Source organism: Amycolatopsis mediterranei (genome assembly GCF_026017845.1).
In the GTDB taxonomy this organism is placed as follows: domain Bacteria; phylum Actinomycetota; class Actinomycetes; order Mycobacteriales; family Pseudonocardiaceae; genus Amycolatopsis; species Amycolatopsis mediterranei.
Genome location: NZ_CP100416.1, coordinates 10034338 through 10055687, shown reverse-complemented (window position 1 = coordinate 10055687; position 21350 = coordinate 10034338). Strand labels below are relative to the sequence as shown.

General features: G+C 71.7%; 25 protein-coding genes and 1 tRNA gene. 14 read left to right on the top strand and 12 right to left on the bottom strand.

All coding sequences use genetic code 11. From position 1 onward, the window contains the following. Positions 1 to 18: 18 nt before the first annotated feature. A complete protein-coding gene (locus ISP_RS45735) occupies positions 19 to 204 on the top strand; it encodes a tautomerase family protein (RefSeq protein ID WP_013230573.1) in 186 nt (61 codons plus the stop codon). A 36-nt stretch (positions 205 to 240) separates the two neighbouring features. Here ISP_RS45735 and ISP_RS45730 read toward each other — a convergent pair whose 3' ends face one another. Continuing rightward, positions 241 to 2091: a S9 family peptidase gene (locus ISP_RS45730; protein ID WP_013230572.1), complete on the bottom strand. Its 1851-nt coding sequence runs from the start codon at positions 2089 to 2091 to the stop codon at positions 241 to 243. Positions 2092 to 2130: 39 nt separating this feature from the next. Between ISP_RS45730 and ISP_RS45725 the strand changes: the two genes are divergently transcribed. Further along, complete coding sequence (locus tag ISP_RS45725; RefSeq protein WP_013230571.1) at positions 2131 to 2901, top strand: methyltransferase domain-containing protein; 771 nt, start codon at positions 2131 to 2133, stop codon at positions 2899 to 2901. Positions 2902 to 3028: 127 nt separating this feature from the next. Here ISP_RS45725 and ISP_RS45720 read toward each other — a convergent pair. Together ISP_RS45720 and ISP_RS45715 are read right to left on the bottom strand one after the other, a co-directional pair. Continuing rightward, a tRNA-Pro gene (locus tag ISP_RS45720) sits at positions 3029 to 3102 on the bottom strand. A gap of 29 nt (positions 3103 to 3131) precedes the next feature. After that, the gene (locus ISP_RS45715; protein ID WP_014467832.1) at positions 3132 to 4112 is read right to left on the bottom strand and encodes a metallophosphoesterase; all 981 of its coding nucleotides are present in this window, start codon (positions 4110 to 4112) and stop codon (positions 3132 to 3134) included. Between the two features lie 118 nt (positions 4113 to 4230). Here ISP_RS45715 and ISP_RS45710 point away from each other — a divergent pair, with 118 nt between their 5' ends. Continuing rightward, entirely contained in the window at positions 4231 to 5961 is a 1731-nt protein-coding gene (locus ISP_RS45710; RefSeq protein WP_013230569.1) for a serine/threonine-protein kinase, read from the top strand. A gap of 52 nt (positions 5962 to 6013) precedes the next feature. On the opposite strand, the gene ISP_RS45705 is transcribed toward ISP_RS45710, so the two are convergent. After that, positions 6014 to 8200, bottom strand: a complete 2187-nt coding sequence (locus ISP_RS45705; RefSeq protein WP_230468640.1) for a transglycosylase domain-containing protein — start codon at positions 8198 to 8200, stop codon at positions 6014 to 6016. A gap of 343 nt (positions 8201 to 8543) precedes the next feature. Between ISP_RS45705 and ISP_RS45700 the strand changes: the two genes are divergently transcribed. Continuing rightward, the gene (locus ISP_RS45700) at positions 8544 to 8840 is read left to right on the top strand and encodes a WhiB family transcriptional regulator (protein ID WP_013230567.1); all 297 of its coding nucleotides are present in this window, start codon (positions 8544 to 8546) and stop codon (positions 8838 to 8840) included. Between the two features lie 45 nt (positions 8841 to 8885). On the opposite strand, the gene ISP_RS45695 is transcribed toward ISP_RS45700, so the two are convergent. From ISP_RS45695 to ISP_RS45685, 3 genes are read right to left on the bottom strand one after another with little or no spacing between them, the layout of a single operon-like run. Beyond that, positions 8886 to 10007, bottom strand: coding sequence for an ArsA family ATPase (locus ISP_RS45695; RefSeq protein WP_013230566.1), 1122 nt, complete (start codon positions 10005 to 10007; stop codon positions 8886 to 8888). Continuing rightward, positions 10004 to 11011, bottom strand: a complete 1008-nt coding sequence (locus ISP_RS45690) for an ArsA-related P-loop ATPase (protein WP_013230565.1) — start codon at positions 11009 to 11011, stop codon at positions 10004 to 10006. Before ISP_RS45690 ends, ISP_RS45695 begins: the two co-directional genes overlap by 4 nt. Positions 11012 to 11032: 21 nt before the next feature. After that, positions 11033 to 11281, bottom strand: coding sequence for a hypothetical protein (locus tag ISP_RS45685; protein WP_013230564.1), 249 nt, complete (start codon positions 11279 to 11281; stop codon positions 11033 to 11035). A gap of 126 nt (positions 11282 to 11407) precedes the next feature. Between ISP_RS45685 and ISP_RS45680 the strand changes: the two genes are divergently transcribed. From ISP_RS45680 to ISP_RS45650, 7 genes are all read left to right on the top strand, one after another. Beyond that, positions 11408 to 11569, top strand: a complete 162-nt coding sequence (locus ISP_RS45680; RefSeq protein WP_003068074.1) for a DUF4177 domain-containing protein — start codon at positions 11408 to 11410, stop codon at positions 11567 to 11569. 4 nt (positions 11570 to 11573) lie between these two features. Further along, the gene (locus tag ISP_RS45675; protein ID WP_013230563.1) at positions 11574 to 12029 is read left to right on the top strand and encodes a RidA family protein; all 456 of its coding nucleotides are present in this window, start codon (positions 11574 to 11576) and stop codon (positions 12027 to 12029) included. Further along, the gene (locus tag ISP_RS45670) at positions 12029 to 12655 is read left to right on the top strand and encodes a hypothetical protein (RefSeq protein ID WP_013230562.1); all 627 of its coding nucleotides are present in this window, start codon (positions 12029 to 12031) and stop codon (positions 12653 to 12655) included. Before ISP_RS45675 ends, ISP_RS45670 begins: the two co-directional genes overlap by 1 nt. A 36-nt stretch (positions 12656 to 12691) precedes the next feature. Further along, positions 12692 to 13816 carry a hypothetical protein gene (locus ISP_RS45665; protein WP_013230561.1) on the top strand — a complete coding sequence of 375 codons (1125 nt, stop codon included), beginning with the start codon at positions 12692 to 12694 and terminating at the stop codon, positions 13814 to 13816. Between the two features lie 112 nt (positions 13817 to 13928). Continuing rightward, on the top strand, positions 13929 to 14747 hold the full coding sequence (locus ISP_RS45660; RefSeq protein ID WP_013230560.1) for an NUDIX hydrolase: 819 nt from the start codon (positions 13929 to 13931) through the stop codon (positions 14745 to 14747). Then, a complete protein-coding gene (locus tag ISP_RS45655; protein WP_013230559.1) occupies positions 14744 to 15514 on the top strand; it encodes an MBL fold metallo-hydrolase in 771 nt (256 codons plus the stop codon). The genes ISP_RS45660 and ISP_RS45655 overlap by 4 nt, the downstream gene beginning before the upstream one ends. Continuing rightward, the gene (locus ISP_RS45650) at positions 15511 to 15777 is read left to right on the top strand and encodes a glutaredoxin domain-containing protein (RefSeq protein WP_013230558.1); all 267 of its coding nucleotides are present in this window, start codon (positions 15511 to 15513) and stop codon (positions 15775 to 15777) included. Before ISP_RS45655 ends, ISP_RS45650 begins: the two co-directional genes overlap by 4 nt. On the opposite strand, the gene ISP_RS45645 is transcribed toward ISP_RS45650, so the two are convergent. The 3 genes from ISP_RS45645 to ISP_RS45635 are packed head-to-tail and all read right to left on the bottom strand — an operon-like array spanning position 15743 to position 17582. Next, on the bottom strand, positions 15743 to 16918 hold the full coding sequence (locus ISP_RS45645) for a carboxylesterase family protein (RefSeq protein ID WP_013230557.1): 1176 nt from the start codon (positions 16916 to 16918) through the stop codon (positions 15743 to 15745). The two genes, ISP_RS45650 and ISP_RS45645, sit on opposite strands and share 35 nt — an antisense overlap. Next, complete coding sequence (locus tag ISP_RS45640; RefSeq protein WP_014467830.1) at positions 16915 to 17043, bottom strand: hypothetical protein; 129 nt, start codon at positions 17041 to 17043, stop codon at positions 16915 to 16917. The genes ISP_RS45645 and ISP_RS45640 overlap by 4 nt, the downstream gene beginning before the upstream one ends. Next, entirely contained in the window at positions 17013 to 17582 is a 570-nt protein-coding gene (locus tag ISP_RS45635; protein ID WP_013230556.1) for a VOC family protein, read from the bottom strand. The genes ISP_RS45640 and ISP_RS45635 overlap by 31 nt, the downstream gene beginning before the upstream one ends. Positions 17583 to 17666: 84 nt before the next feature. On the opposite strand from ISP_RS45635, the gene ISP_RS45630 reads away from it, so the two are divergent. From ISP_RS45630 to ISP_RS45620, 3 genes are all read left to right on the top strand, one after another. After that, positions 17667 to 17822, top strand: coding sequence for an AsnC family protein (locus tag ISP_RS45630; protein WP_013230555.1), 156 nt, complete (start codon positions 17667 to 17669; stop codon positions 17820 to 17822). Next, positions 17807 to 18184 carry an Lrp/AsnC family transcriptional regulator gene (locus tag ISP_RS45625; RefSeq protein WP_230468639.1) on the top strand — a complete coding sequence of 126 codons (378 nt, stop codon included), beginning with the start codon at positions 17807 to 17809 and terminating at the stop codon, positions 18182 to 18184. Before ISP_RS45630 ends, ISP_RS45625 begins: the two co-directional genes overlap by 16 nt. 119 nt (positions 18185 to 18303) lie before the next feature. Continuing rightward, entirely contained in the window at positions 18304 to 18474 is a 171-nt protein-coding gene (locus tag ISP_RS45620) for a hypothetical protein (protein ID WP_014467827.1), read from the top strand. A gap of 1 nt (position 18475) precedes the next feature. On the opposite strand, the gene ISP_RS45615 is transcribed toward ISP_RS45620, so the two are convergent. Both ISP_RS45615 and ISP_RS45610 read right to left on the bottom strand, forming a co-directional pair. Further along, the gene (locus tag ISP_RS45615) at positions 18476 to 19537 is read right to left on the bottom strand and encodes a DNA polymerase III subunit beta (protein WP_013230553.1); all 1062 of its coding nucleotides are present in this window, start codon (positions 19535 to 19537) and stop codon (positions 18476 to 18478) included. Between the two features lie 40 nt (positions 19538 to 19577). Continuing rightward, the gene (locus ISP_RS45610) at positions 19578 to 20831 is read right to left on the bottom strand and encodes an MFS transporter (protein WP_013230552.1); all 1254 of its coding nucleotides are present in this window, start codon (positions 20829 to 20831) and stop codon (positions 19578 to 19580) included. Between the last annotated feature and the right edge of the window lie 519 nt (positions 20832 to 21350).

Below are 21350 nucleotides of genomic sequence, written 5' to 3'. Positions count from 1 at the left end.
CCAACTGCAGGAGCCGCCATGCCGATGATCAGCGTTGCCATGTTCCCCGGTCGCACGCCGGCCCAGAAGAGCGCCCTGGTCCGGGAGCTGACCGACGCCTTCATCCGCACCTGCGGCGGCAAGCCCGAAGGCGTGCAGGTGACGCTCGTCGAGGTCGGCGCCGACCACTGGGCGACCGGCGGCGTCCTGCACTCCGAACGCTGACCCGCCGGGAGACCGGTCCGGCCTCCCGGCGGGGTGTCAGCGCAGGCCGAGGGCCCGCAGCGCGAAGTGGACCTCGATCGAGGTCTGCTTGATCGTCTCGGCGATCACCAGCGAGCCGTGGCCCGCGTCGTAGCGGTAGAACTCGTGGTGCAGGTCACGGCCGCCGAGCCGGTCGAGGTAGTTCTCGATCTGGCGGATCGGGCAGCGCGGGTCGTTGTCGCCGGCCAGCACGAGCACCGGCGCCTTGACCGCGTCGACGTAGGTGATCGGCGAGCACTCCCGGTACACCGCGGGCACGTCCTCCGGCGAGCCGCCGAAGATTCCCCGGTCGAACGAGCGCAGCTGCTCCATCTCGTCCTCGTACGCGGCGACGTAGTCCGCCACCGGCACCCCGGCGACACCCGCCGCCCACCGCGACGGCTGCGTGCCGAGCGCGAGCAGGGACAGGTAGCCGCCCCACGAAGCGCCGTTCACGACGCACTTCGCCGGGTCGGCGAGTCCACTTTGGATGGCCCAGTCGTGGACCGCGGCGACGTCTTCCAGCTCGGTCAGGCCGGGACGGCCTTCGATGGCGTCGCGCCAGGCCGAGCCGTAGCCGGTCGAGCCGCGGTAGTTGACCTCGACCACGGCGAACCCGGCGTCGAGCCAGGTCGCGCGGTAGGCGGAGAAGCGGTCCTCGTCCGCCGCGTGCGGGCCGCCGTGCAGGGAGAACACCGTGGGCAGCGGACCGTCCGGCGCGCCCGAAGGCCGCGAGACGAGCGCGTGGATCCGGCCGCCGACGCCTTCGACGAACGCGTGGGTCACCGGCTCCGACCCCGGCGCCCGCTCACCCGGCGGTTCGAGCAGGATCGAGTCGGTCCCGTCGCTGGTCCGCGCCCGCACCGCGGGCGGCTCGGCGGCGCTCGACCACGAGTACTCGACCGTGCCGTCCGGGCGGACGCCCGCCCCGCCGATCCGGCCGGCCGGGGTGTCCAATGAGGACAATTCGGCCGTGTCGAGTTCGTAGCGGTACAACGAACTGCGGCCCTCGTGGAATTGGACGACCAGCAGGGCTCGCGCATCCGGGTACCAGCCCGCGACTACCTCGCCGGGCAGGTCCAGTTCGATTTCGGTTTCGGTGTCGGCCCGGACGTCCCAGACGAGCAGTTCCTCGCGACCGCGGCGCTCGTGCAGCACCAGCAGCCGCTGGTCGCCGGGCAGTGGCGAGAATTCGAGGGCGGAGAGGGCCTTGCCCGCACCGTCCCACTTTTCGGCGACGGTCCCGAACCCGTCGGTCGCGAGCACCCGCAGCGCGGGGTGGCGCGAGTCGCCGTGCTCGGAGTGCGAGATGGCGATCAGGCTTTCGTCGCGGGACAGGGACGCGATGCCGGCGTCGTCCGGGTGGCTGTAGAAGCGGCGCGTCTCGCCGCCGATCCGGGCGAACAGCTCGCTGCCGTCGTCGGTCGAGACGCCGACCGCGACAACCTTCGCGCCGATCTCGAGCCCGGCCTGGTAGCCGTCGTGGACGTCCGGGACGGCCTTCTCCGGCTTGCTGCCCTCGGTCGCGGCGAACGGCTCGCGGACCCAGGAGCCGAACTCGTCGCCGTCGGTGTCGTCGAACCACCAGATCCACTCGCCGTCCGGGGACGGCGTGGACTGCAGGGTGCCGTTGGGCCGGTCGGTGACGCGGCGGTGCTCGTCCGTCGCGCGGTTCCAGGCGTAGACCTCCCAGACACCGCTGGCGTTGGAGACGTAAACGTTGGCTTCGGGGGCGTCGCGGGCCCACTCGGGCACGGAGATGCGCGGGGCGTGGAAGCGGGCGCGCCAGCGGGCTTCGGCTTCGGCGTCGTCGAACAGCCGGTCCGGGACCACCGCGGGCGGGAATTGGTTGGCTGACTGCGTGCTCACCCCTCGATCCTGCCACCTTCTGGCCGTACTGTGTGCGGGGTGCTGGAGGGTTACGCGCCGGGCTACGGGCGAGACGCGGTGTCGATGATGTCCGCGCGCACGGCGGCGGAGCGCGCGACGTTCGCCCAGCCCCTGTTCCGGCCGGGGATGTGGGTGGTCGACCTCGGCTGCGGCCCCGGCTCGATCACCCTGGGCCTGGCCGCGGAGGCCCGGGTGACGGGCGTCGACCGTGACGCGGGCCAGGTGGCGATGGCCCGGGACGCAGCCCGCCGCGCCGGACGCTCCACAGTGGACTTCCTGGTGGCGTCGGCGTACGACCTGCCGTTCGCGGACGGCAGCGTGGACGTGGCGTTTTCCCATGCGCTGTTCGAGCACCTGGCCGCCCCGCGGGACGCGCTGGCGGAGCTGCACCGGGTGCTTCGCCCCGGCGGACGGCTCGCGTTGTCCACATCGGACTGGAGCAAGGCCCGCCTGCGCCCCAAGACGGCGAACGTCGACGCCGCTCTGCGCGGGCACTACCTGCTGCGCCGCCGGGCGGGCGGCGACCCGTTCGCCGGCCGCACGATCGCGGACCACTGCGCGTCGGCGGGGTTCACCGAGATCGTCTCGCGCGCCCGCTACCGCGAGGACATGACGTACCGGGGGCTGGCGAAGTACGTGGAGTCCCGGCTGGGTGAAGCGGTGGCGGACCCGCAGTTCGGCCGCGACCGCGACCAGCTGGCAAGTGCGGCCCGCTCGGCCCAGACGTGGGTCCGCAGCGGCGACGGCGACTTCAGCCAGTGCTGGGTCGAGGTGACGGCCACGCGATAGCCCGGGAGGCGCGGGGGTCCGGGGGCGAAGCCGCCCGGCGGGGTTTGGGGTTCGACCCCAAAAAACACCGAGAGGGCCGGCACGGTTGGCGTTTTCCGCCAACACACCGGCCCTCTCGGCGCTCTCGTCGGGGTGGCGGGATTCGAACCCACGACCTCCTCGACCCGAACGAGGCACGCTACCAAGCTGCGCCACACCCCGAGGTACTGCTTAACGGGTCGTGGAGAAGTCTAGCGGACGGTGTCGCGGGCTTTACGGGGGGCCGACTTACGGGAGTCCGACGACCCCGAACCGCGCGGGACCAGGGTCAACAGGCTCGCCTCCGGCGGGCACGCGAACCTGGCCGGGGCCCACGGCGACGTCCCCAACCCGGCCGAGACGTGCAGCCACATGTGCGCTCCCCACCGCGAAGCGCCCCGCGCACGGCTGCGATCCAGGTCACAGTTGGTGACGATCGCGCCGTAACCCGGGAGCCGGAGCTGGCCGCCGTGGGTGTGGCCCGCCAGGACCAGGTCGTAACCGTCCGTGGCGAACGTGTCGAGCACCCGCGGCTCCGGCGAGTGCGTCACGCCGATGCGGACGGCCGCGCCGCTGTCGGCCGGGCCCGCGATGTCGGTGTAGCGGTCTCGGCGCAGGTGGGGGTCGTCGACGCCGGCCGCGAACACGCGCTGCCCGCCGACGTCGATCGTGCGGCGGACGTGCGTCAGGTCGGTCCAGCCGTGCTCGACGAACGCCGCGCGCAGGTCGCGCCACGGCAGCTGGACGCCGTGGATGCGCTTCTTCTTGCCCCGCGGCATCAGGTAGCGGGCCGGGTTCTTCGGCTTGGGCGCGTAGTAGTCGTTGCTGCCGAAGACGAACACCCCGGGCCGGTCGAGCAGCGGCCCCAGCGCCCGCAGCACCGACGGAACGGCCGTCCGGTGCGACAGGTTGTCGCCGGTGTTGACCACCAGGTCCGGGTTCAGCTCGTCGAGCGCGGCGACCCAGCGCTGCTTGCTGTGGTGACCGGGCAGCATGTGCAGGTCCGAGACGTGCAGGACGGTGAACGGCCGGGCGCCGGGCGCCAGCACCGGCAGTTCGGCGGTGCGGAGGGTCCAGCGGCGCCGTTCGATGCCGACGGCGTAACCGAGGGTCGCGGCGCCGAGCGCCACCGTCCCCGCGGCGAGGCGCGCGGCCGTCGCCCCCGACGTGCGTGTGTTACTGAGCGTGCTCACGAACTCCAGGATACGTGCTCAACGGTTGGGTGACTTCACCGCCGTTTCGGGGAACCTCGCGCTTAGCATTTGCGTCGGCCTGACGACGGGTCTTGAGCCGGGGGGCTTGGGGAGAACGATGGAGCAGTTCGGGCCGTACCGGATCGAGGGCCTGCTGGGCCGCGGCGGCATGGGCGAGGTGCACCGCGCGTACGACACCGCCCACGACCGCGTCGTCGCGCTGAAGCTGTTGTCCGAGCCGTTCGTCACCGACGAAGCCTTCCGCGCGCGCTTCCGCCGCGAGTCGCAGATCGTCGCGCGGCTGCGGGAACCGCACGTGATCCCGATCCACGCCTACGGCGAGATCGACGGCCGCCTCTACCTCGACATGCGGCTCGTCGAAGGCCGCGACCTCAAGGAGCTCCTGGCCGACGGGCCGCTCGACCCCGCGCGGGCGGCCGGAATCGTGGCCCAGGTCGCGGGCGCGCTCGACGCCGCCCACGCGGACGGCCTGGTGCACCGCGACGTCAAGCCGTCGAACGTGCTCGTCACGAGCGCCGACTTCGTGTACCTCGTGGACTTCGGCATCGCCCGGTCGATGACCGCCGAAGGGACGTCGATCACCGGCACCGGCAACGTGATCGGCACCCTCGACTACATGGCGCCGGAACGCTTCGGCGACGCCCCGATCACCGGGCTCGTCGACGTCTACGCGCTGGCCTGCGTGTTCTTCGAGTGCCTCACCGGCCGCCGCCCGTTCCCGGCCGAGGGTGCGGCCGCGCAGATGGGCGCGCACCTGACCGCGCCGCCGCCGGTGCTCTCCCAGGCGCGGCCGGGCCTGCCGCCGGCCCTGGACGCCGTGGTGGCCCGCGGCATGGCGAAGCACCCCGCCGACCGCTACCCGACGGCGGGAGCGTTCGCCGACGCCGTCCGCGCGGCGGTGACCGCGCCGGCGCCGCCCATGCCGACGTGGCAGAAGACGTTGCCGGGCCCGGTGCGGCAGTCCGTCCCGGCGCCGATGACCCCGCCGCGGCCGATGCCGGTCCCGATGGCGCCGCGCCCGGGTCCGCCGACCGGACCGTTCACCGGAACCGGACCGCCGAGCGCCCCGTTCCGGGCGCCGGTCGTGCCGCCGCCGCTGCCCGCGAAGTCGCCGCGGAACCGGTGGATCACGCTGTGCGCCGCACTGGCGGGAATCGTCGTGGTGGCGCTGGTGATCACGTACGTCGTGACGCGGGACAGGGCGACGCCGACGGCCGGACCGGGACCGGCGACGAACCCCCCGGCCACCCAAGAGACTTCCGCACCGCCGGCGGATTCGTCCCCGGAGACGTCGGCGCCACCGTCCACTTCGGAATCGAAGCCGGCCCGCGACACCCAGCTGTACAACGCCCTGCCCTCGGCGTACAAGGGAAACGCCACCTGCGCCGATGCGGAGCCGGACGCGGGCGCGGTGGCCGCGGTGGAGTGCGCGGACTCGAACGTCGGGGACGTGGCGTCGGGGAACGTGGTGCTCAAGCAGCCGACCGGCGCACGGTTCCTCCGCTTCCCCGACGCGGGGGCGATGGAGGCGTTCTTCCAGAGCATCGTCAGGGCGCAGGGGCTGACCCGCAACGACGCGCAGGGTGCGTGCCGTCCGTTGAAGGCGCCGAAGATCTGGGGCACCTACTACCGCTCGGAGAAACGCAATCCGGTGCCGGGCGACTACCTGACGTGCTACCTGGGCGACCCGGCGATGCTCGTGTGGACGGACCAGCAGAACCTGCTGGCGGGCCTGCTGAAGTCGGCGAAGGTGACGAACGCCGACGAGCTGGACCAGCTCTGCTACTGGTGGAACGAGCAGATCCTCTCCACCATGCCCGGCGGCTGAACGCCGAAGCGGGGCGGGAGGTCGCCCTCCCGCCCCGCTTCGCCGGGTGAACCTAGCGGCCGGGGCCGCCCATGTACTGCGGATCCGGCTGCGGCAGCGGCGCTTCCGGCTGGCCGTCCAGGATCTTCGACACCGCACCGAACCAGGTCCGGGCCGGAGCGTGCCCACCGAAGATGTTGCCGTCGCGGCCACCGGGGCACAGGCTGACCCGGCCGGGGCCGGCGTCGCAGATACCGCCTTGGCCGCCGCCGAACTTGAACGTCATCGCCGCACCGGCGATCTGCGGGGTACCGCCGACGAACGCCGCCGAGACGTTCGCCTGCGTGGTTCCGGTCTTGCCGATCAGCGGACGCGTCCAGCCCGCCGCGTTCGCCGCCTGGAACGACGTGCCGCCACCCGGCTGGTCGTCCTTGCTCATCCCGACCGCGAGCGTGTTCGCGAGGCCTTCCGGCACCGCTTGCTCGCACGGTGCTTCCTTGATCTGCACCGGCTGCCCGTTGCGGTCGGTCACCGCCGCGATCGGCGTCGGTGGGCACCAGACGCCGCCGGACAGGATGGTGGCGGCCACGTTGCCCATTTCCAGGCCGCTGACCGGGCTCACCCCGAGGGTGAACGAGCCCAGGCCGGCGATGTGGCCCTGTGGGCCGTAGAACTTGGACTGGGGATCACGCAGCTCGGCCTTGTTCGAGTTGGGGTCGGGCGTGCGACCCGCCGCGTTGCTGGCCATCGTGTCACGCAGCCCGAGGCGGTGCGCCATGTCGATCGCCGGGCCGGTGCTGCCGATCCGGTCCTCGAGTTCGACGAACGCGGTGTTCGGCGAGGTCGCCAGTGCCGTCTGGATGGTTGCACCGGAGGCGAGCCTGCTGTAGTCGCCGGCGTTCCCGACGCAGTACCAGTTGGAGCGCAGCGGCGGTCCGGTCGGTGGGCAGCTCTTCGCGCCGCCGGTGTACACGTGCGACACGTAGGTGTCCGGGATGTCGATCGGCGAGTAGATCCCGGCGATCCCCTTGTCCATCGCCGCGGCGGTGGTGAAGATCTTGAACGTCGACCCGGCACCACCGGTGTTGTAGACCCCCGCGGGCAGCGTGTACGTCGTCTGGCCCGCGTCCTGGTTCTGCCCGTAGTCCCGGTTCGCCGCCAAGGCGACCACTTCGTGCCGGTCCTTGCCCGGTTTGATCAGCGACAACGTGTTCGCGATGTACGGCTGGGTCTTGTTGACCTGCGCCTCCGCCGAGACCTTCGCCTCGTGGTTGGCGCGCTCGTCCAGCGTGCTCTTGATCGTGTAGCCGCCGGAGTAGAGCTGGTCCTTCGTCATCCCGCCTGCCTTGAGGAGGTAGTCCTCGACGTACTGGCAGAAGAACCCCGCCTCCGGGCCCGCGCCGATGCAGTTGGCCGGCGGCTTCTTCGGGTTGTCCGGCACCACGCCCAGCGGCTCGGCCTTGAAGCGGTCCGCGTCGGCCTTCGCCAGCTTCTTGTTGTCCACCATCCGGTCGAGTACCAGGTTGCGGCGCGCGGTGGCCTTGTCCGGGTGGTTCCACGGGTCGTTGTTGATCGGGTTGTTCACCAGGCCGGCCAGCAGCGCGGCCTGCGGCACCGTGAGCTTCTCCGGCGTGGTGTCGAAGTACGCGTGCGCCGCCGCGCCGATCCCGAAAATCTGCCGGGAGAACTCGACGATGTTGAGGTAGTTGGCCAGGATCTGCTGCTTGCTCAGCTTCGTCTCGAGGTTGATCGCGATCCGCGCTTCCTTCAGCTTGCGGGAGATCGACTGCTCCTGAGCCTTCTTCTGGCCGATCGGGTCGTTCCGGTAGACGACGTTGATCAGGTAGTTCTTGGTGAGCTGCTGGGTCAGCGACGAGGCGCCCTGCGTGTCCGCGCCGGTGCTGTTGCTGACGGCCGCGCGCAGCGTGCCCTGCCAGTCGACGCCGTGGTGCTCGTAGAACCGCTTGTCCTCGACCGAGACCAGGGCCCACTTCATGGCCTCGTTGATCTGGTTCTCGTTGATCGGCAGCCGGTACTGGCTGTACAGGGTCGCGATCGGCTTGCCGGTGCTGTCGGTGACCGTCGTCACCAGCGGCGGAGGGATGTCCGCGAGATCGGAGGAGGTCTTCTCCACCGTCTCGCTGGCCTGGTTGGACATGACACCGGCGGCCCCCACGACCGGGAAGAGCATGCCGGCGACCAGCACCCCCGCGAGCAGGCAGAGGCCGATGAGCTTGAACAAACCATCCGCTTTTCGCACGAGGGCCAGGTTACCCGGAGTCGGTCAGGCGGCGGTGACGCCGTGTCTCCGCAGGTGTGAAATCAGTGACAAAACGGCCCCCCTTCGGTGACAACTGGTAACGGACGGCATTCTGGTCTCGACGGGGGGAACCGAGGACCCCTACAGTCCGTCAACGTCTCACGAAGACAAGCCGACGGATGGATCAACGCGAGTGGGAGCTCGCCTGCTCCGTTCGGCGGCACCGGCACCGGGGAGGTGCCCGGGTAACCGACGTGAGCTGAGGGAGACACGCTCGCGGGGGCAAGGAGCGCAGTGCCTTTCCCCGCTGGTGCGTCGATCACCAGGGTAGGGAGCTGGGGGCATGGAAACCAACCAGTCGAGCTGGCGAATCAACGCGTCCTGCCGGGACGCCGATCCGGACGGCCTGTTCGTCCGGGGTGCGGAGCAGAACCGTGCGAAAGCGGTCTGCATGGGCTGCCCGGTCCGCACGGAATGCCTCGCCGAAGCGCTCGACGGCCGGATCAACTTCGGCGTTTGGGGCGGCATGACCGAACGGGAGCGGCGAGCTCTGCTGCGCCGCCGCCCCGACGTGGTGAGCTGGGCCGAACTGCTCGAAGCGGCCAAGCGCGACGCCGAGGAACGCGTCGAGGTCGGCTGACCGGCCACGGGCGGCGCGGTCCTGCTGCCGCGCCGTCCGTACCGCTCAGCCCGCGAGCTTCACGCCGATGTCGCGCAGGCCCTCGAGGTCGTGCACGTCACCGGCCAGTGCCGGCACCTTCGCCAGCGCCACCTCCGGGTGCGCCCGGGTGAACCGCGCCAGCAGCCGTTCCTCGCGCGCCGCCAGCTCGACGCGGTCGGCGTGCAGCCGCAGCACCGCCTCGGCCAGCGGCGCGTTCACGTCGCCCTCCTGCAGCGACTCGGCCGCCGCCAGCGCCTCCGCGCCCGACAGCTTCGCGAGCACCGGGTGGGTCCGGTTCGCGATCAGCCCGCCCAGCGGCATCGACTCGGCCGAAAGCCGCTCCACGAAGTAGGACGCCTCGCGCAGCGCGTCCGGCTCCGGCGCGGCCACCACCAGGAACGACGTCCCGGACGAGCGCAGCAGCTCCGCGGTCTTGCGGGCCCGCTCGCGGAAGCCGCCGAACATGCTGTCGAAGGCCTGCATGAACGCCGACGCGTCGGTCAGCAGCTGGCCGCCGATGATCGTCGACACGGCCTTGGCGAACATCGAGAACCCGGCGTTGACCACCTTGCGCAGGCCCCAGCCGCCGGCCTTCGCCGGGGCGGTGAGCAGCCGGATCATCCGGCCGTCCAAGGCGGAGGAAAGCCGCGTCGGCGCGTCCAGGAAGTCCAAGGCGGACCGGCTCGGCGGGGTGTCCACGATGATCAGGTCCCACTCGCCGGTGGCGGCGAGCTGGCCCAGCTTCTCCATCGCCATGTACTCCTGTGTGCCGGAGAACGACGTGGAAATCGTCTGGTAGAAGGGGTTCTGGAGCAGCTGCTCGGCGCGCTCGGGGCCGGCGTGCACGCGCACCATGTCGTCGAAGGTGCGGCGCATGTCGAGCATCATCGCCCAGAGCTCGCCCTTCGGCTCGAACCCCTCGACCTGCACCTGCCGCGGGTGGTTGCCGAGTTCGCGCAGGCCGAGCGCCTGGGCCAGCCGGCGCGCGGGGTCGATCGTCAGCACCACGGTCTGGCGGCCGCGCTCGGCCGCGCGCAGGGCCAGCGCCGCGGCCGTGGTCGTCTTGCCGACGCCGCCGGAGCCGCAGCAGACGATCACGCGGCTTTCCGGGGCGTCGAGCAGCGCGTCGATGTCGATGGTGGTCACAACCGCACCCCCTGGTCGGTCAGGGCTTCGGCCAGGTCGTAGAGGGCCGCGACGTCGACGCCGTCGGTCAGGTCCGGCAGCTCCAGGGTCGGCAGGTCGGCCTCGGCGAGCTGCTCGCGGGCCCGCTGCTCGGCGGCGACCCGCACGGCGTGCTCGACGGTCTCGTCGACCAGCGCGTCCAGGGTCTCCTGCGGCAGCTTCAGCCCGGCCGAGGCGAGCCCGGTGCGGACGCGGGAGGCGTCGACGCGGCCGTCGGCGGCGGCGGTCACCGAACGGGCGGGCAGCCGCGGCGGCCGGACCCGGTTGACCAGCACCGCGCCCGGGCGCAGGTCGGCGCCGTCCAGCTCGGCCACGGCCTCGACGGTTTCGCGCACCGGCATCTCCTCCAGCAGCGTGGCCAGGTGCACGGCGGTCTCCCCGGAGTGCAGCAGGCGGACGACGCCGTCGGCCTGGCCGCGGATCGGGCCGGTCTTCGCGAGGTCGGTCAGCGCCTTGGTGACGTCGAGGAACTTGACGACCCGGCCGGTCGGCGGCGAGTCGACGACGACGGCGTCGTAGGTGTGCCGCCCGTCGGACTCGGTCCGGCCGACGCACTCCTTGATCTTCCCGGTGAGCAGGACGTCACGCAGGCCCGGCGCGAGCGTGGTCGCGAACTCGATCGCGCCCATCCGCCGGAGCGTCCGGCCGGCGAAGCCCAGGTTGTAGAACATCTCGAAGTACTCGAGCAGCGCGGCTTCGACGTCGATGTGCAGCGCGCGCAGCTCGCCACCGCCGGGGACGGACGCGATGCGCTGCTCGGCGTAGGGCAGCGGCTCGGTGTCGAAGAGCTGGGCGATGCCCTGCCGGCCTTCGACCTCGATGAGCAGCACGCGACGGCCTTCGCGGGCGAGCGCGAGGCCGAGCGCGGCGGCCAGCGTCGTCTTGCCGGTCCCGCCCTTGCCGGTGACGAAGTGCAGCCGGGCGCGGGCAAGCTCGTCGGTCCAGCCGGCATGGGAAATGGTCACTTCTTCACCCTAAATCAGTGCTCAGCCGGCCAGCAGCATGACGCTGACCGCAGCGGCGACCGCCGCGACGAGCGCCCAGCTCACGAGGCCGGGCAGCACGGTGAGGGTGAGCACGCCCACCACGACCAGCAGGGTGAAGGTGATCACCCCGCCGAGCGCGACCTGGCCGGAACTCTGCGTCCGGTCGCGCACCTTCGCCATCACGACGAGCACCAGCGGCAGCCCGGCCGCCGCGAGCAGCGCCGTCGCGATCACACGCCAGGTGTCCACGGGCCAACGCTAGCGGTTCGAGCCGGACGTGAGATGGGCCACAGTCCACGGTGGTGGCGGCGCGTCGCGGACCGAAACCCGGCGGCGCTCCCCGGCGGTCTTGCCCGCTTGGCTACGCTCCGATCCATGAGCGCCACCAAGTGGGAGTACGCCACCGTCCCTCTGCTGATCCACGCCACGAAGCAGATCCTCGACCAGTGGGGCGAGGACGGCTGGGAGCTGGTCACCGTGCTGCCGAACCCGAGCGGCGAGCAGCACGTCGCCTACCTGAAGCGTCCGAAGGGCTGACCCGGTGACCTGGAGCGATCGGCTGAAGGAGCTCGGCATCGAGCTGCCCGGCGTCGCGGCCCCGCTGGCCGCGTACGTGCCCGCCGTCCAGAGCGGGAAGCACGTCTACACCTCCGGCCAGCTGCCCTTCGTCGACGGCGTGCTCGCCGCGACCGGCAAGGTCGGCGCGGAGATCAGCCCCGAAGAGGCGAAGGGCCACGCCCGCACGTCGGCGCTCAACGCGCTCGCGGCCGTGGACGCGCTGGTCGGCATTGACAACGTCGCGCGGATCGTCAAGGTTGTCGGCTTCGTGGCTTCCGCGGAGGGCTTCACCGGTCAGCCGGCGGTCGTCAACGGCGCGTCCGAACTGCTCGGCGAGGTCTTCGGCGACGCGGGCATCCACGCCCGCTCGGCCGTCGGTGTCGCGGAGCTGCCCATCGGCTCGCCGGTGGAGGTCGAACTCATCGTGGAGGTGCAGTGATGGACCCGGACATCGAGCAGTCCACCCACGAGCTGCTGATCCGGCTGGCCGGGCGGCTGCCCGACCAGCTGCTGTGGCGGTTCCGCGACTGGCTCGGCGAAGGTGCCATGGGCACCCTCGCCCGGACCCTGCCGAGGTCTTTGCTTAAGCACAGGATTGACCTCGACCAGACGGAGTACCGCCTGCTCGTGGCCGGGCTCATCCCGCACGGCGCCGACTGGCACCAGGTCAGTTCGACGCTGGGGGTAGACGACGTCTCCGAGAACCGGTACACATTCACGTCGAGTGCGCCCGAATGGGTTAACTCGGTCGACTCCGTGTCCGTTCTGATCCACGCAACGTTGCGGGGTCGCCCGGACGTGGGGGAAGTGCGGCAGAGCTGGCGACACGTCGGTGTGGTCGGGCAGGGGACCGCCAAGCGCGTCCTGCTCATCACCGCGCAGGCGGGACAGCCGAGGCTGACCGGCGAACTGCAGCGGGTGCTGCGCGTTCTGGGCGACGAAGAGCCCAGCGTCGAGGTCATCCCGCCGCGCTTCGACCTGCCGGGTTACCACCGGGCCGCGCTGGCCGACTCAGAGCTGGTCTGCGTGGGCGCGGTGACGGGAACCCGGCTAGTAGCCGCATAACGCTCGCCCGCCAGCGAGCTGGGAGGGAGCAAGGCAATGGTGGAGGTCCACGACGGCCCGCCCATGGACGGGTTCTCGGTGCCCCTGCGCCTGCACAACCTGTTGCTGGCCCTGGCGGGCCGGATCGACGACAGCGCGCTCACCGAAGCTCGTGAGCTGATCGCGCGGGCCCACATCGACGAGGCGGTCGAGCTGACCACCGGCACGCTCATCGCGGGCCGGATCCCGGTCAGCTCCGCCGAGCAGCGTGAGCTGGCGCTGGTCCTCGAGATGAGCCGGTCGGACGCGACGCTGGCGAACGATCTGCTGGTCGACGAGGCCGAGCCGGTCAACACGCACCGGTTCAGCGGCGAGAACTCCCCGGAGTTCGGCATCGCCGAGGCGCTCGACCGGACCCTGCAGGTGCTGCCGGACGTCCGCTCGGTGCACGCGGTGTGGCGCAACACCCCGGCCGGCAGCGTGCCGGGCGCGCTGCCGCAGCGGGTGGTGCTCGTCGAGCTGGGACCGGAGGGCAACCCGCCCGCCGTCGCGTTCCGCGTCGACACGGCGTTGCGCCGGGCCGGGATCCACTCGGTCGTCGAGGTCAGCGGCCCGGGCGTCGCGCACTCCGAGTACCACCAGGCCGCTTCGGCCGCCGCGTCGCCGGCTTGGGTGACCGGGAGCACGACGTCGAGTTCGTCGTCGTACCGCTCGGAGCCCGCCAAGCCGCCGGCCCCGGTGACGCCGGAGCCGCTCTCGGAGTCGGGCAGCCGGCACAGCATGCGCTCGGGCGGCACCACGACGGCGCCGCCCGAGCCGGTCGCCCCGGTGGTGCCGATCGTGTCGTCGCCCGCCCCCGAGCCGCCCCGCAAGGCGCGGTCGGAGACGCGGGCGGAGCGCACCGCCGACCTGACCCCGGCCGAGGTGGCGCAGCTGCGGCAGGCGCTGGCCGAGGACCCGGAGAAGGGCCGCGAGATCGCCGCGGGCAAGCCGTCGATGCACGAGGTCGTCGAGCTGCCGGCGCTGGACCTGGACGACCCCAGCCTGAGCGAGCGCGACCGGGCGCTGCTGCGCGAGCTGCACGCCGAACTGGCCGAGCGCGAGCGGGCCGAGGCGGCGAAGATGCGCCTCAACGGCGCGTCCCGCTCCGGTGGCGACCAGCGCGGCTGGACCGCTCCGTAAGACACTGTTCGCGAGAAGGCGGCACTTCCCCTCCGGGAGGTGCCGCCTTTTCCGTGTCCGGCGTGCCACAACTGCGCGACGGGACGCCGGGTACCGGAGGTATGTTGCCCGGGTGGAGCAGCCAACGGAGTTCGTCTTCGACATCCCGGTCGGTGCCGGGGTAGCCACCCGCGCCAACGCCGACGGCCCGCCGGCGACGCCGAAGGACGCGGCCACCGTCATCCTGGTCCGGGACGGCGCCGACGGCGTCGAGGTCTTCCTCCAGCACCGGGTCAAGGGCATGCCGTTCGCGGGCGGGATGACCGTCTTCCCCGGCGGCGGGGTCGACCGGCGCGACGCCGACACGTCGGTGGCGTGGGCCGGGCCCGACCCGTCGTGGTGGGCTTCGCGGTTCGGCTGCGACGACGCGCTCGCGCGGGCCCTGACCTGCGCGGCCGTGCGCGAGACGTTCGAGGAGTCCGGCGTGCTGCTCGCGGGCAGCGCGGACGCGGTGCTCACCGACGTCACGCCGTACGCGGCGGCCCGCCAGGCCCTGGAGACGCGGGAGGTGTCGCTGGCCGGGTTCCTCGCCGGCGCGGGACTGACGCTGCGGGCCGATCTGCTGCGCCCGTGGGCGCATTGGATCACCCCCGAGCAGGAGCCGCGCCGGTACGACACCCGGTTCTACGTCGCGAAGCTGCCCGAAGGCCAGGAAGCCGACGGGGCGACGTCGGAGGCGTCGAGCTCCGGCTGGCAGCGCCCGGAAGACGCCATCGCCGACGCCCGCGAGGGCCGCCGGATGCTGATGCCGCCGACGTGGCTGACGCTGAGCGAGCTGGCGAAGTTCGCCACCGCCGACGACGTCCTGAACGCGCCGCGCGAAATCGTCCGGATCGCCCCGACGCTGGTCCGCGAGAACGACCAGGTCCGCGTCGTGCTGGAGCAGCGGTGAGCGCCCCCGCGTACGGCGTGCTGCGCCAGGTGTCCGCGACGGCGTCGGTGCTGCTGGAGAACAACCCGTCGTCGATGACGCTCGAAGGCACCAACAGCTGGGTGCTGCGGGCGACGCCGTCGAGCCCGGCCGTGGTCGTCGATCCGGGCTACCGCGACCTCGAGCACCTCGAGCTGCTGGCCGGGATCGGCGCGGTGGAGCTGATCCTGCTCACGCACTGCCATCCCGACCACGCCGAGGGCGCGCCGTGGTTCGCCGAGCGGGTCGGCGCGCCGGTGCGGGCCTTCGATCCGTCGCTGTGCGTGGGTACGTCGTCCTTTGTGGACGGTGAGGAGATCTCGGCGGGCGGCCTTTCCCTCCGCGTCCTGCACACGCCGGGGCACACCGACGATTCGGTGTCGCTGGTCCTGGACGGCCAGGTGCTGACCGGCGACACCATCCTCGGGCGCGGCACGACGGTGCTGCACGACCTCGGTGACTACCTGCGTTCGCTGCGGAAGCTGATCGAGCTGCCGCCGGGGACGGCCGGCCTGCCCGGCCACGGCCCGGAGCTCCCCGATCTGCCCACGACCGCGCGCGAGTACCTCGCCCATCGGGAACAGCGGCTCGACCAGGTGCGTTCGGCCTTGAAGACGCTCGGGGCGGACGCCACCCCGCGCCAGGTCGTCGAGGTCGTCTACGCCGACGTCGACCGGGCGCTGTGGGCGCCCGCCGAGTGGAGCGTGCAGGCGCAGCTGGACTACTTGCGGTCGGAGGAGAACGGATGAGCAACGTCGAGGTCGAGTTCTATTGGCGGCCGGGGTGCGGGTTCTGCGCAGCGCTGGAGCGGCCGCTGTCGAAGAGCGGCTTCAACGTCCGCGCGATCAACATCTGGGAGGACCCGGCCGCGGCCGCGCGGGTGCGCGAGGTCGCGAACGGCAACGAGACGGTACCGACGGTGATCGTCGGCTCCCGGGCGATGGTCAACCCGTCGTTCGCGGAGGTCGAGGCGGCGGTCAAGGCAGCGTCGGCTTCAGCTTCGGCGGAGTGAGTGCGCTGGGCCGTTCTCCGTGGAGGAAGGCGGCCCACACTTCGCGCAGGCCGGTCTCGTTCTCCAGGCCCTTCGGGGCGCCTTCGAGCATGGGCGCGTCCCAGACGTCGTGGGTGCCGAAGAGGAACGGGATGTCGATGCAGTGGCAGGCGCCGAACCGGTTGCCCGGAGCCTGCCAGTCGAAGCGGTAGGTGAAGGCGCCGAGTTTCTTCGCCAGCCGGTCGCTGGTGAAGAAACCGTTCGCTTCGTCGATCGCGTCTTGGGGCGCGTCGGGGACGAAGGCGCGTAGTTCCTCTCGCGTCCAGCTGATCAACGCGGGCCCGGTCGGGGCGGCTTCGACGAGGTCGGTTGCGACGAGGTCGTCGTCGGCGACCAGCTGGAACGGCGGTTCGATCGAGCCGGGCTCGCCGGAGACCGCGAGCTGGGCGGCGATCAGCCGGGCAACCGGGGCCGTGCGGATGTCCTCGCCGAGTTCTCGCTGCAGCATGCGGGCTTTCCGGGTTGCTTCGTCCGGTGTGGACGGTCGCATGCCCAGCGGCGCGCTCTGCAAGGCGATCCGCTTGACGAGGCCGTTCACGCGCCGCGACGACCACAGCGCGAGCGTCGACTGCGCCCCGGCCGACTGCCCGCCGAGGGTGATTTCGGCCGGGTTCCCGCCGAACCCGGCGATGTTGTCCCGCACCCATTCCAGTGCGGCGAGCTGATCGGCGATCCCGAGGTTGGGCGGGATCCCCTCGGCGCTCAGGAAGCCGAGCACGCCCAGGCGGTAGTTGAGCGTCACGACGACGGCGTCGGCGTCGCGGGCCAGGCGCGTGCCGGTGTACCAGATCTGACCGCCGGAGCCGCTGGAGAACCCACCGCCGTGGATCCACACCAGTACCGGACGGCTTCCGGTGGTCGACGGCGTGAAGACGTTGAGGAAGAGGCAGTCTTCGCTCTGCGGCAGAGGCATCGGGCCGAGGGCGTGTTCCAGCCGCGACGGAGGCTGCGGTGCGGCGGGTCCGGCTTCGAGCGCGTCTTTGACGCCACTCCACGGCTTCGGCGGCTTCGGTGCTTCGAAGCGTTTCGCGGTGGCGTACGGGATGCCCTTGAACGCGCCGTGCGTGCCGCGGACCCGGCCGGTGGTGGTTTCGACGATCATCGTGCCTCCTCGAAGAACACCGCGGCACCGAAGGCGTCTTCGGCGTGGACGAAGAACCCGCGGTCGTGGGTGGTGGTCGGGACGTGCTCCTCGATCAGCTTCCGCGCTTTCGCGAGATCTGCCACCGCGACGCCGTGGGCGGCGAAGTACGGCAGCTCCCGCGGGGGTTCGCCGGGCAGGACGGCGTCGAGGTCGCTCGTCCCGATGATGTCGACCAGCCGTGCAGGATGCCCTCGGGGGTGCGGTCCCGTCTGATGTGGACACTGCGGAAGCGCGCGGTGCGGGTGCCTTCCGGCAGTTCGACGTCACGGTGCAGCTGCAACACGCCCGAGCAGGAAAGTCCGGCTTCGCGAAGTCTGCGCTCGGCTTCCCCGGAGTCGCCGACGCCGAAGGAACAGCCGTGCAGGCCGTTGCCGCGGGCGTCCAGAATCGGCAGCACGCGCCACGGGTCGCCGGCTTCCTCGTCGACGATCCCGATCAGTTCGAGGAACGAGCCGCCGAAGTAGGCGCAGCGGTTCGCGGTGCAGCTCGGAACCGGTTCGCTCTGGTCGCTGACGGCCGCGAAGTGCCGCGACGGCGGGCTCAGCGTGAAGCCGAGTTGTTCGTAGCGCCGCCAGGTGTCCGCGTGGTTCCTGGTCAGGAAGACCGTGTGGTCGATGTGCATGACCTCGATCGTGGTCCTCGCGCCGTCCTTCTTCCCTTCGCGGCGCAGTTGTGCCCGAAATTCGACATCTCCTAGGCTCTCTTGGTGGAATCCGGGCTCCTGGACGAGCTGGACCGCCGCTTGGCGCACGCGTTGCAGCTGGACGGCCGGGCGTCGTTCAGCACGATCGCTTCGGTGCTGGGTGTCTCGGACCAGCCGCCCTGGCTCGCGACGGTCGAGCCGACATGTCGACATTGGTGACGGCTTGCGGACGCTCGGAGTCGACGGTCCGCCGGCGGCTGGAGGTGTTGCGCTCATCGGGAGCGCTGTACTTCGACGTGGAGGTGGACGCGGCCCTGCTGGGCTACCCGCTGACCGCAACGCTGTGGCTGACGGTGGCGCCATCGGCGTTGGAGTCGGCGGGCCGCGCGCTGGCGGGCCACCCCCAGGTGGCGTTCGCGGCGGCCACGACAGGCCCGGCCAACCTGGTGGCGAACGTGGGGTGCCGCGACGACGCGGCGTTGTACGCGTACTTGGCCGACGACCTCGGCGGGCTGCCGGGAGTGCGGCAGGTGGAGACGGCGCCGATGATCCGGACGCTGAAGCGCTTCGGCACCGTGTAGCGCGCAACGCCACGCGGGCGACTCACCGCCTGTGGACGACGAGCGCGCGATCGACTTCATCCTCGACGGCGAGCAGCACCGCTTGAGCCGCGCCGAAGTGCTGAGCGTGGCCGTGCGGGGTGGCCCCGAGCCGATTCGCACGATGCGCAAACGGCCGCTCCTCGCCGAACCTCCGGCGGGCCTACGAGCAGCGCTTCGGGAGCGCCGCGCTGACCGTCAGCCAGTTCACCCGCGGGCCGGCCGCCGACGTGGCCCTCGTCGACCTGGCCGAACTGCTCGGAATCGGCTGATCTACCGGGGCAGCATCGGCATGAGGTAGTACGCCAGCGCCACCTCCCCGGGCTCCGCGGCCCGCAGGATGCACGCGCGCATCCCCGGCTGGATCGACAGCACCACCTGCTCGCCCGCGAACGCCGCCAACGCGTCCAGCAGGTACCGCGCCTGGAACGACGGCGACGTCCGCCCGCCGCTGACGTCGGCCTTCAGCGTCTCCTCCGCCTCGCCCGTGTCCTGCCGCGCGCTCGCCAGCCGGACCTGGGCGTCGCCGACCTCCAGCGTCAGCACGCGCCTGTCCTCCGCGTACACCCCCACCCGGCGGACGGCCGCCGCCAAGGCGTCCGCCGGAAGGCTCACCGTGGTGTCCACCGTGCCCGAGGGGATCGAGTCCTCCGACAGGAAGCCCGCGTCGAGGACCGCCGTCGCGACCAGGCCTTCCGGCCAGCTCACCCCGAACCGGCCCGGGCCCACGTGCAGGCCCACCCGGCCACGCGCCTGCCGGGCCGCTTCCGACAGCAGGGCCGCCGGGACCAGGACGTCCAACGAACCCGGCGAAGACAGCGGCAGCCGCGCCACCGCCATCCGGTAGCGGTCGGACGCCGTCAGCGTCAGGCCGGCGCCGGCGGCCTGCACGCGGACCCCCGTGAACAGCGGCAGCGGGTCGTCCTTCGCCGCCGTGCCCGCGACGATCCGCAACGCCGAGGCGAACGCCGCTCCGTCCACTTCGGACACCTTGGCGGGCGGGTCCGAAACCGCACCGGATTCGGGCAGCAGCGGCAGCGCGAACCGGGCGTTGTCCAGCCGCAACGCCAGGCGCGAGCCTTCGACGACCAGGCGGACCAGCTCCGTGTCGAGCACCTTCAGCGTCTCCACCAGCGGGGCCGCGGGGACGACGACCGAACCGTCGGTGTGCGTGGTCGCGGGGCAGCCGAACCGAACGGCGAGGTCCGACGCGACACCGGCGACCGTCAGCCCGGCCGCGGCCGCCTCCAACCGCAGCCCGGCGCGGGCGGGCAGCAGGCGTGACGCGGCGGAGACGGCCGCCGAGAGGCGGTGGGCAGGCGCGGTGACGTCCATGCCCGCAAGCTAGCGGCCGGCACCGACAAAAACCGCCGGACTACGCGTTGACCAGCTCGGGAACCGGAGCGGACCGGGAAGAGCGGACCGTGCCGCGCAGCAGCCACACGACCAGCGCGAGCACCAGCCCGGCCACGCTCGCCGCCAGGAAGGCCGTGCCCGGGCCGGCGTGCTCGACGACGTACCCGCTGATCGACTGGCCGGCCGCCAGCCCCAGCGTCACGGCCGTGAGCACCCAGCCGAACGCCTCGGCCGCGGTCCCGGACGGCGCGACCACCTCGATCGCCGTCGAGTGGGCCGTCGACTGCGGCGTGATCAACGCGCCCGCCAGCAGCATCATCAGCGCCAGGCCCCACAGCGAGGACGGCCACGCGAGCAGCGCGACCAGCGCACCGAACCCGCCGAGCAGCACCGGCAGCCGTAGGCCCAGCTGCCGCGGCCACGGGCGCAGGCTGTAGGCGACGCCGAACGCGACCGAGCTCAGCGACCACGCCGACAGCAGCAGGCCACCCACGGACGCGTGGCCCGCTTCGGTGGCCGCCGCCGGCACGGCGACCTCGACGAACCCGATCACTACGCCGAAGCCCAGTGCGGCGATGGCCAGCGTGCGCATGCCCGGACTGGCCAGCGCGCCCAGCAGCGACCCCGAAGGACCCGAAGCCGGGCGCCACGCCCGCACCACGGGGCTCAAGGCGAACAGCACCGCGCCGGTGAACTGCAGGGCGACCCCGAGCACCAGGCCGGTGCCCGCCCAGGGCGCCATGACCAGCAGCCCGGCCACGCCGGGGCCGAGGATGAAGAAGACCTCCATGCTTATCGCCTCGTACGAGTAGGCGGCGTTGCGCGGGGCGCCCGGCGGGAGCAGCCGTCCCCACAGCGCCCGCGAGGCCGACCCGACCATCGGCTCGGTCAGCCCGGTGAGGGCGGCGAGCGAGACCAGCACGGCGGTCGCGGCGTGCGACTCGATGGCCGTGACCAGCGCGCTCATCGACAGCGCCAGCAGGACGGCGACGGTGAGCAGCGGCCGGGTCGGCCCGAACCGGTCGATCAGCCTGCCCTGCACCACCGCACCCACCGACACACCGACGAGTGAACCGGCCGAGACGAGCCCGGCGATGGCGAAGGAACCCGTCTCGCGCTGGACGTAGAGCAGGGCCGAGATGCCGATCATGGCGATCGGCAGGCGCGCGAGCACGGACGCGACGGCGGGCCACCGGGCCGCGCGGGTGGTCAGCGCGGTGCGGTAGTCGGCGAGGGACGTGCGGCTTTCGTGGTTCGAGACAGACTGGGACACGCGTACGAGTATGCCGCAGACTGGTACGTCAGTACCAGTTATTTGACGGTCAGGTGCATCACCGGGAGACTGGTGGCAGATCTTGCGATCGGGACAAGAGGTCTCGATCAGGTAACACTCACGATATTCTCTGTGGACTCCTGCAACGAAACGGCCGAGGCAGCGTCCTTGAGAGTGAATGGCCTTGAATTCGTGGGTATGGGCCGTGATGGTTGAACAACAGCACAGAAAAACCCAGCTCCCTCCGGCACACGGGTCGGGGCCTGGCCCGGAGGGCGGGGAGCGCGGATCGTCGGGGGATGGTCCGCGCAACAACGAAGAGCCGGTGCGCCACGTCGGGGGTGGCGCCCGGCTCTTTGTTGTGTCGAGAAGTGTTGTGTGTCAAGAAGAAGGCCTCCTCACCCGCCGGGTGAGGAGGCCTTCGACGTAAGAGGGCTAGCGGCAAAGCCGTTCAGTTAGCGGGTCTGTCTGCTGGTCAAGGATGTTGTTGTCGGCGTGTTGGTGCCGGAAATAGGTGCG

Excerpts from the sequence above, each read along its gene's own strand:
- ISP_RS45735 (WP_013230573.1), top strand. The coding sequence starts at position 19 with ATGCCGATGATCAGCGTTGCCATGTTCCCCGGTCGCACGCCGGCCCAG.
- ISP_RS45710 (WP_013230569.1), top strand. The coding sequence starts at position 4,231 with ATGGAGCAGTTCGGGCCGTACCGGATCGAGGGCCTGCTGGGCCGCGGC.
- ISP_RS45700 (WP_013230567.1), top strand. The coding sequence starts at position 8,544 with ATGGAAACCAACCAGTCGAGCTGGCGAATCAACGCGTCCTGCCGGGAC.
- ISP_RS45680 (WP_003068074.1), top strand. The coding sequence starts at position 11,408 with ATGAGCGCCACCAAGTGGGAGTACGCCACCGTCCCTCTGCTGATCCAC.
- ISP_RS45670 (WP_013230562.1), top strand. The coding sequence starts at position 12,029 with ATGGACCCGGACATCGAGCAGTCCACCCACGAGCTGCTGATCCGGCTG.
- ISP_RS45665 (WP_013230561.1), top strand. The coding sequence starts at position 12,692 with ATGGTGGAGGTCCACGACGGCCCGCCCATGGACGGGTTCTCGGTGCCC.
- ISP_RS45650 (WP_013230558.1), top strand. The coding sequence starts at position 15,511 with ATGAGCAACGTCGAGGTCGAGTTCTATTGGCGGCCGGGGTGCGGGTTC.
- ISP_RS45645 (WP_013230557.1), bottom strand. The coding sequence starts at position 16,918 with ATGATCGTCGAAACCACCACCGGCCGGGTCCGCGGCACGCACGGCGCG.
- ISP_RS45635 (WP_013230556.1), bottom strand. The coding sequence starts at position 17,582 with ATGCACATCGACCACACGGTCTTCCTGACCAGGAACCACGCGGACACC.
- ISP_RS45625 (WP_230468639.1), top strand. The coding sequence starts at position 17,807 with ATGTCGACATTGGTGACGGCTTGCGGACGCTCGGAGTCGACGGTCCGC.
- ISP_RS45615 (WP_013230553.1), bottom strand. The coding sequence starts at position 19,537 with ATGGACGTCACCGCGCCTGCCCACCGCCTCTCGGCGGCCGTCTCCGCC.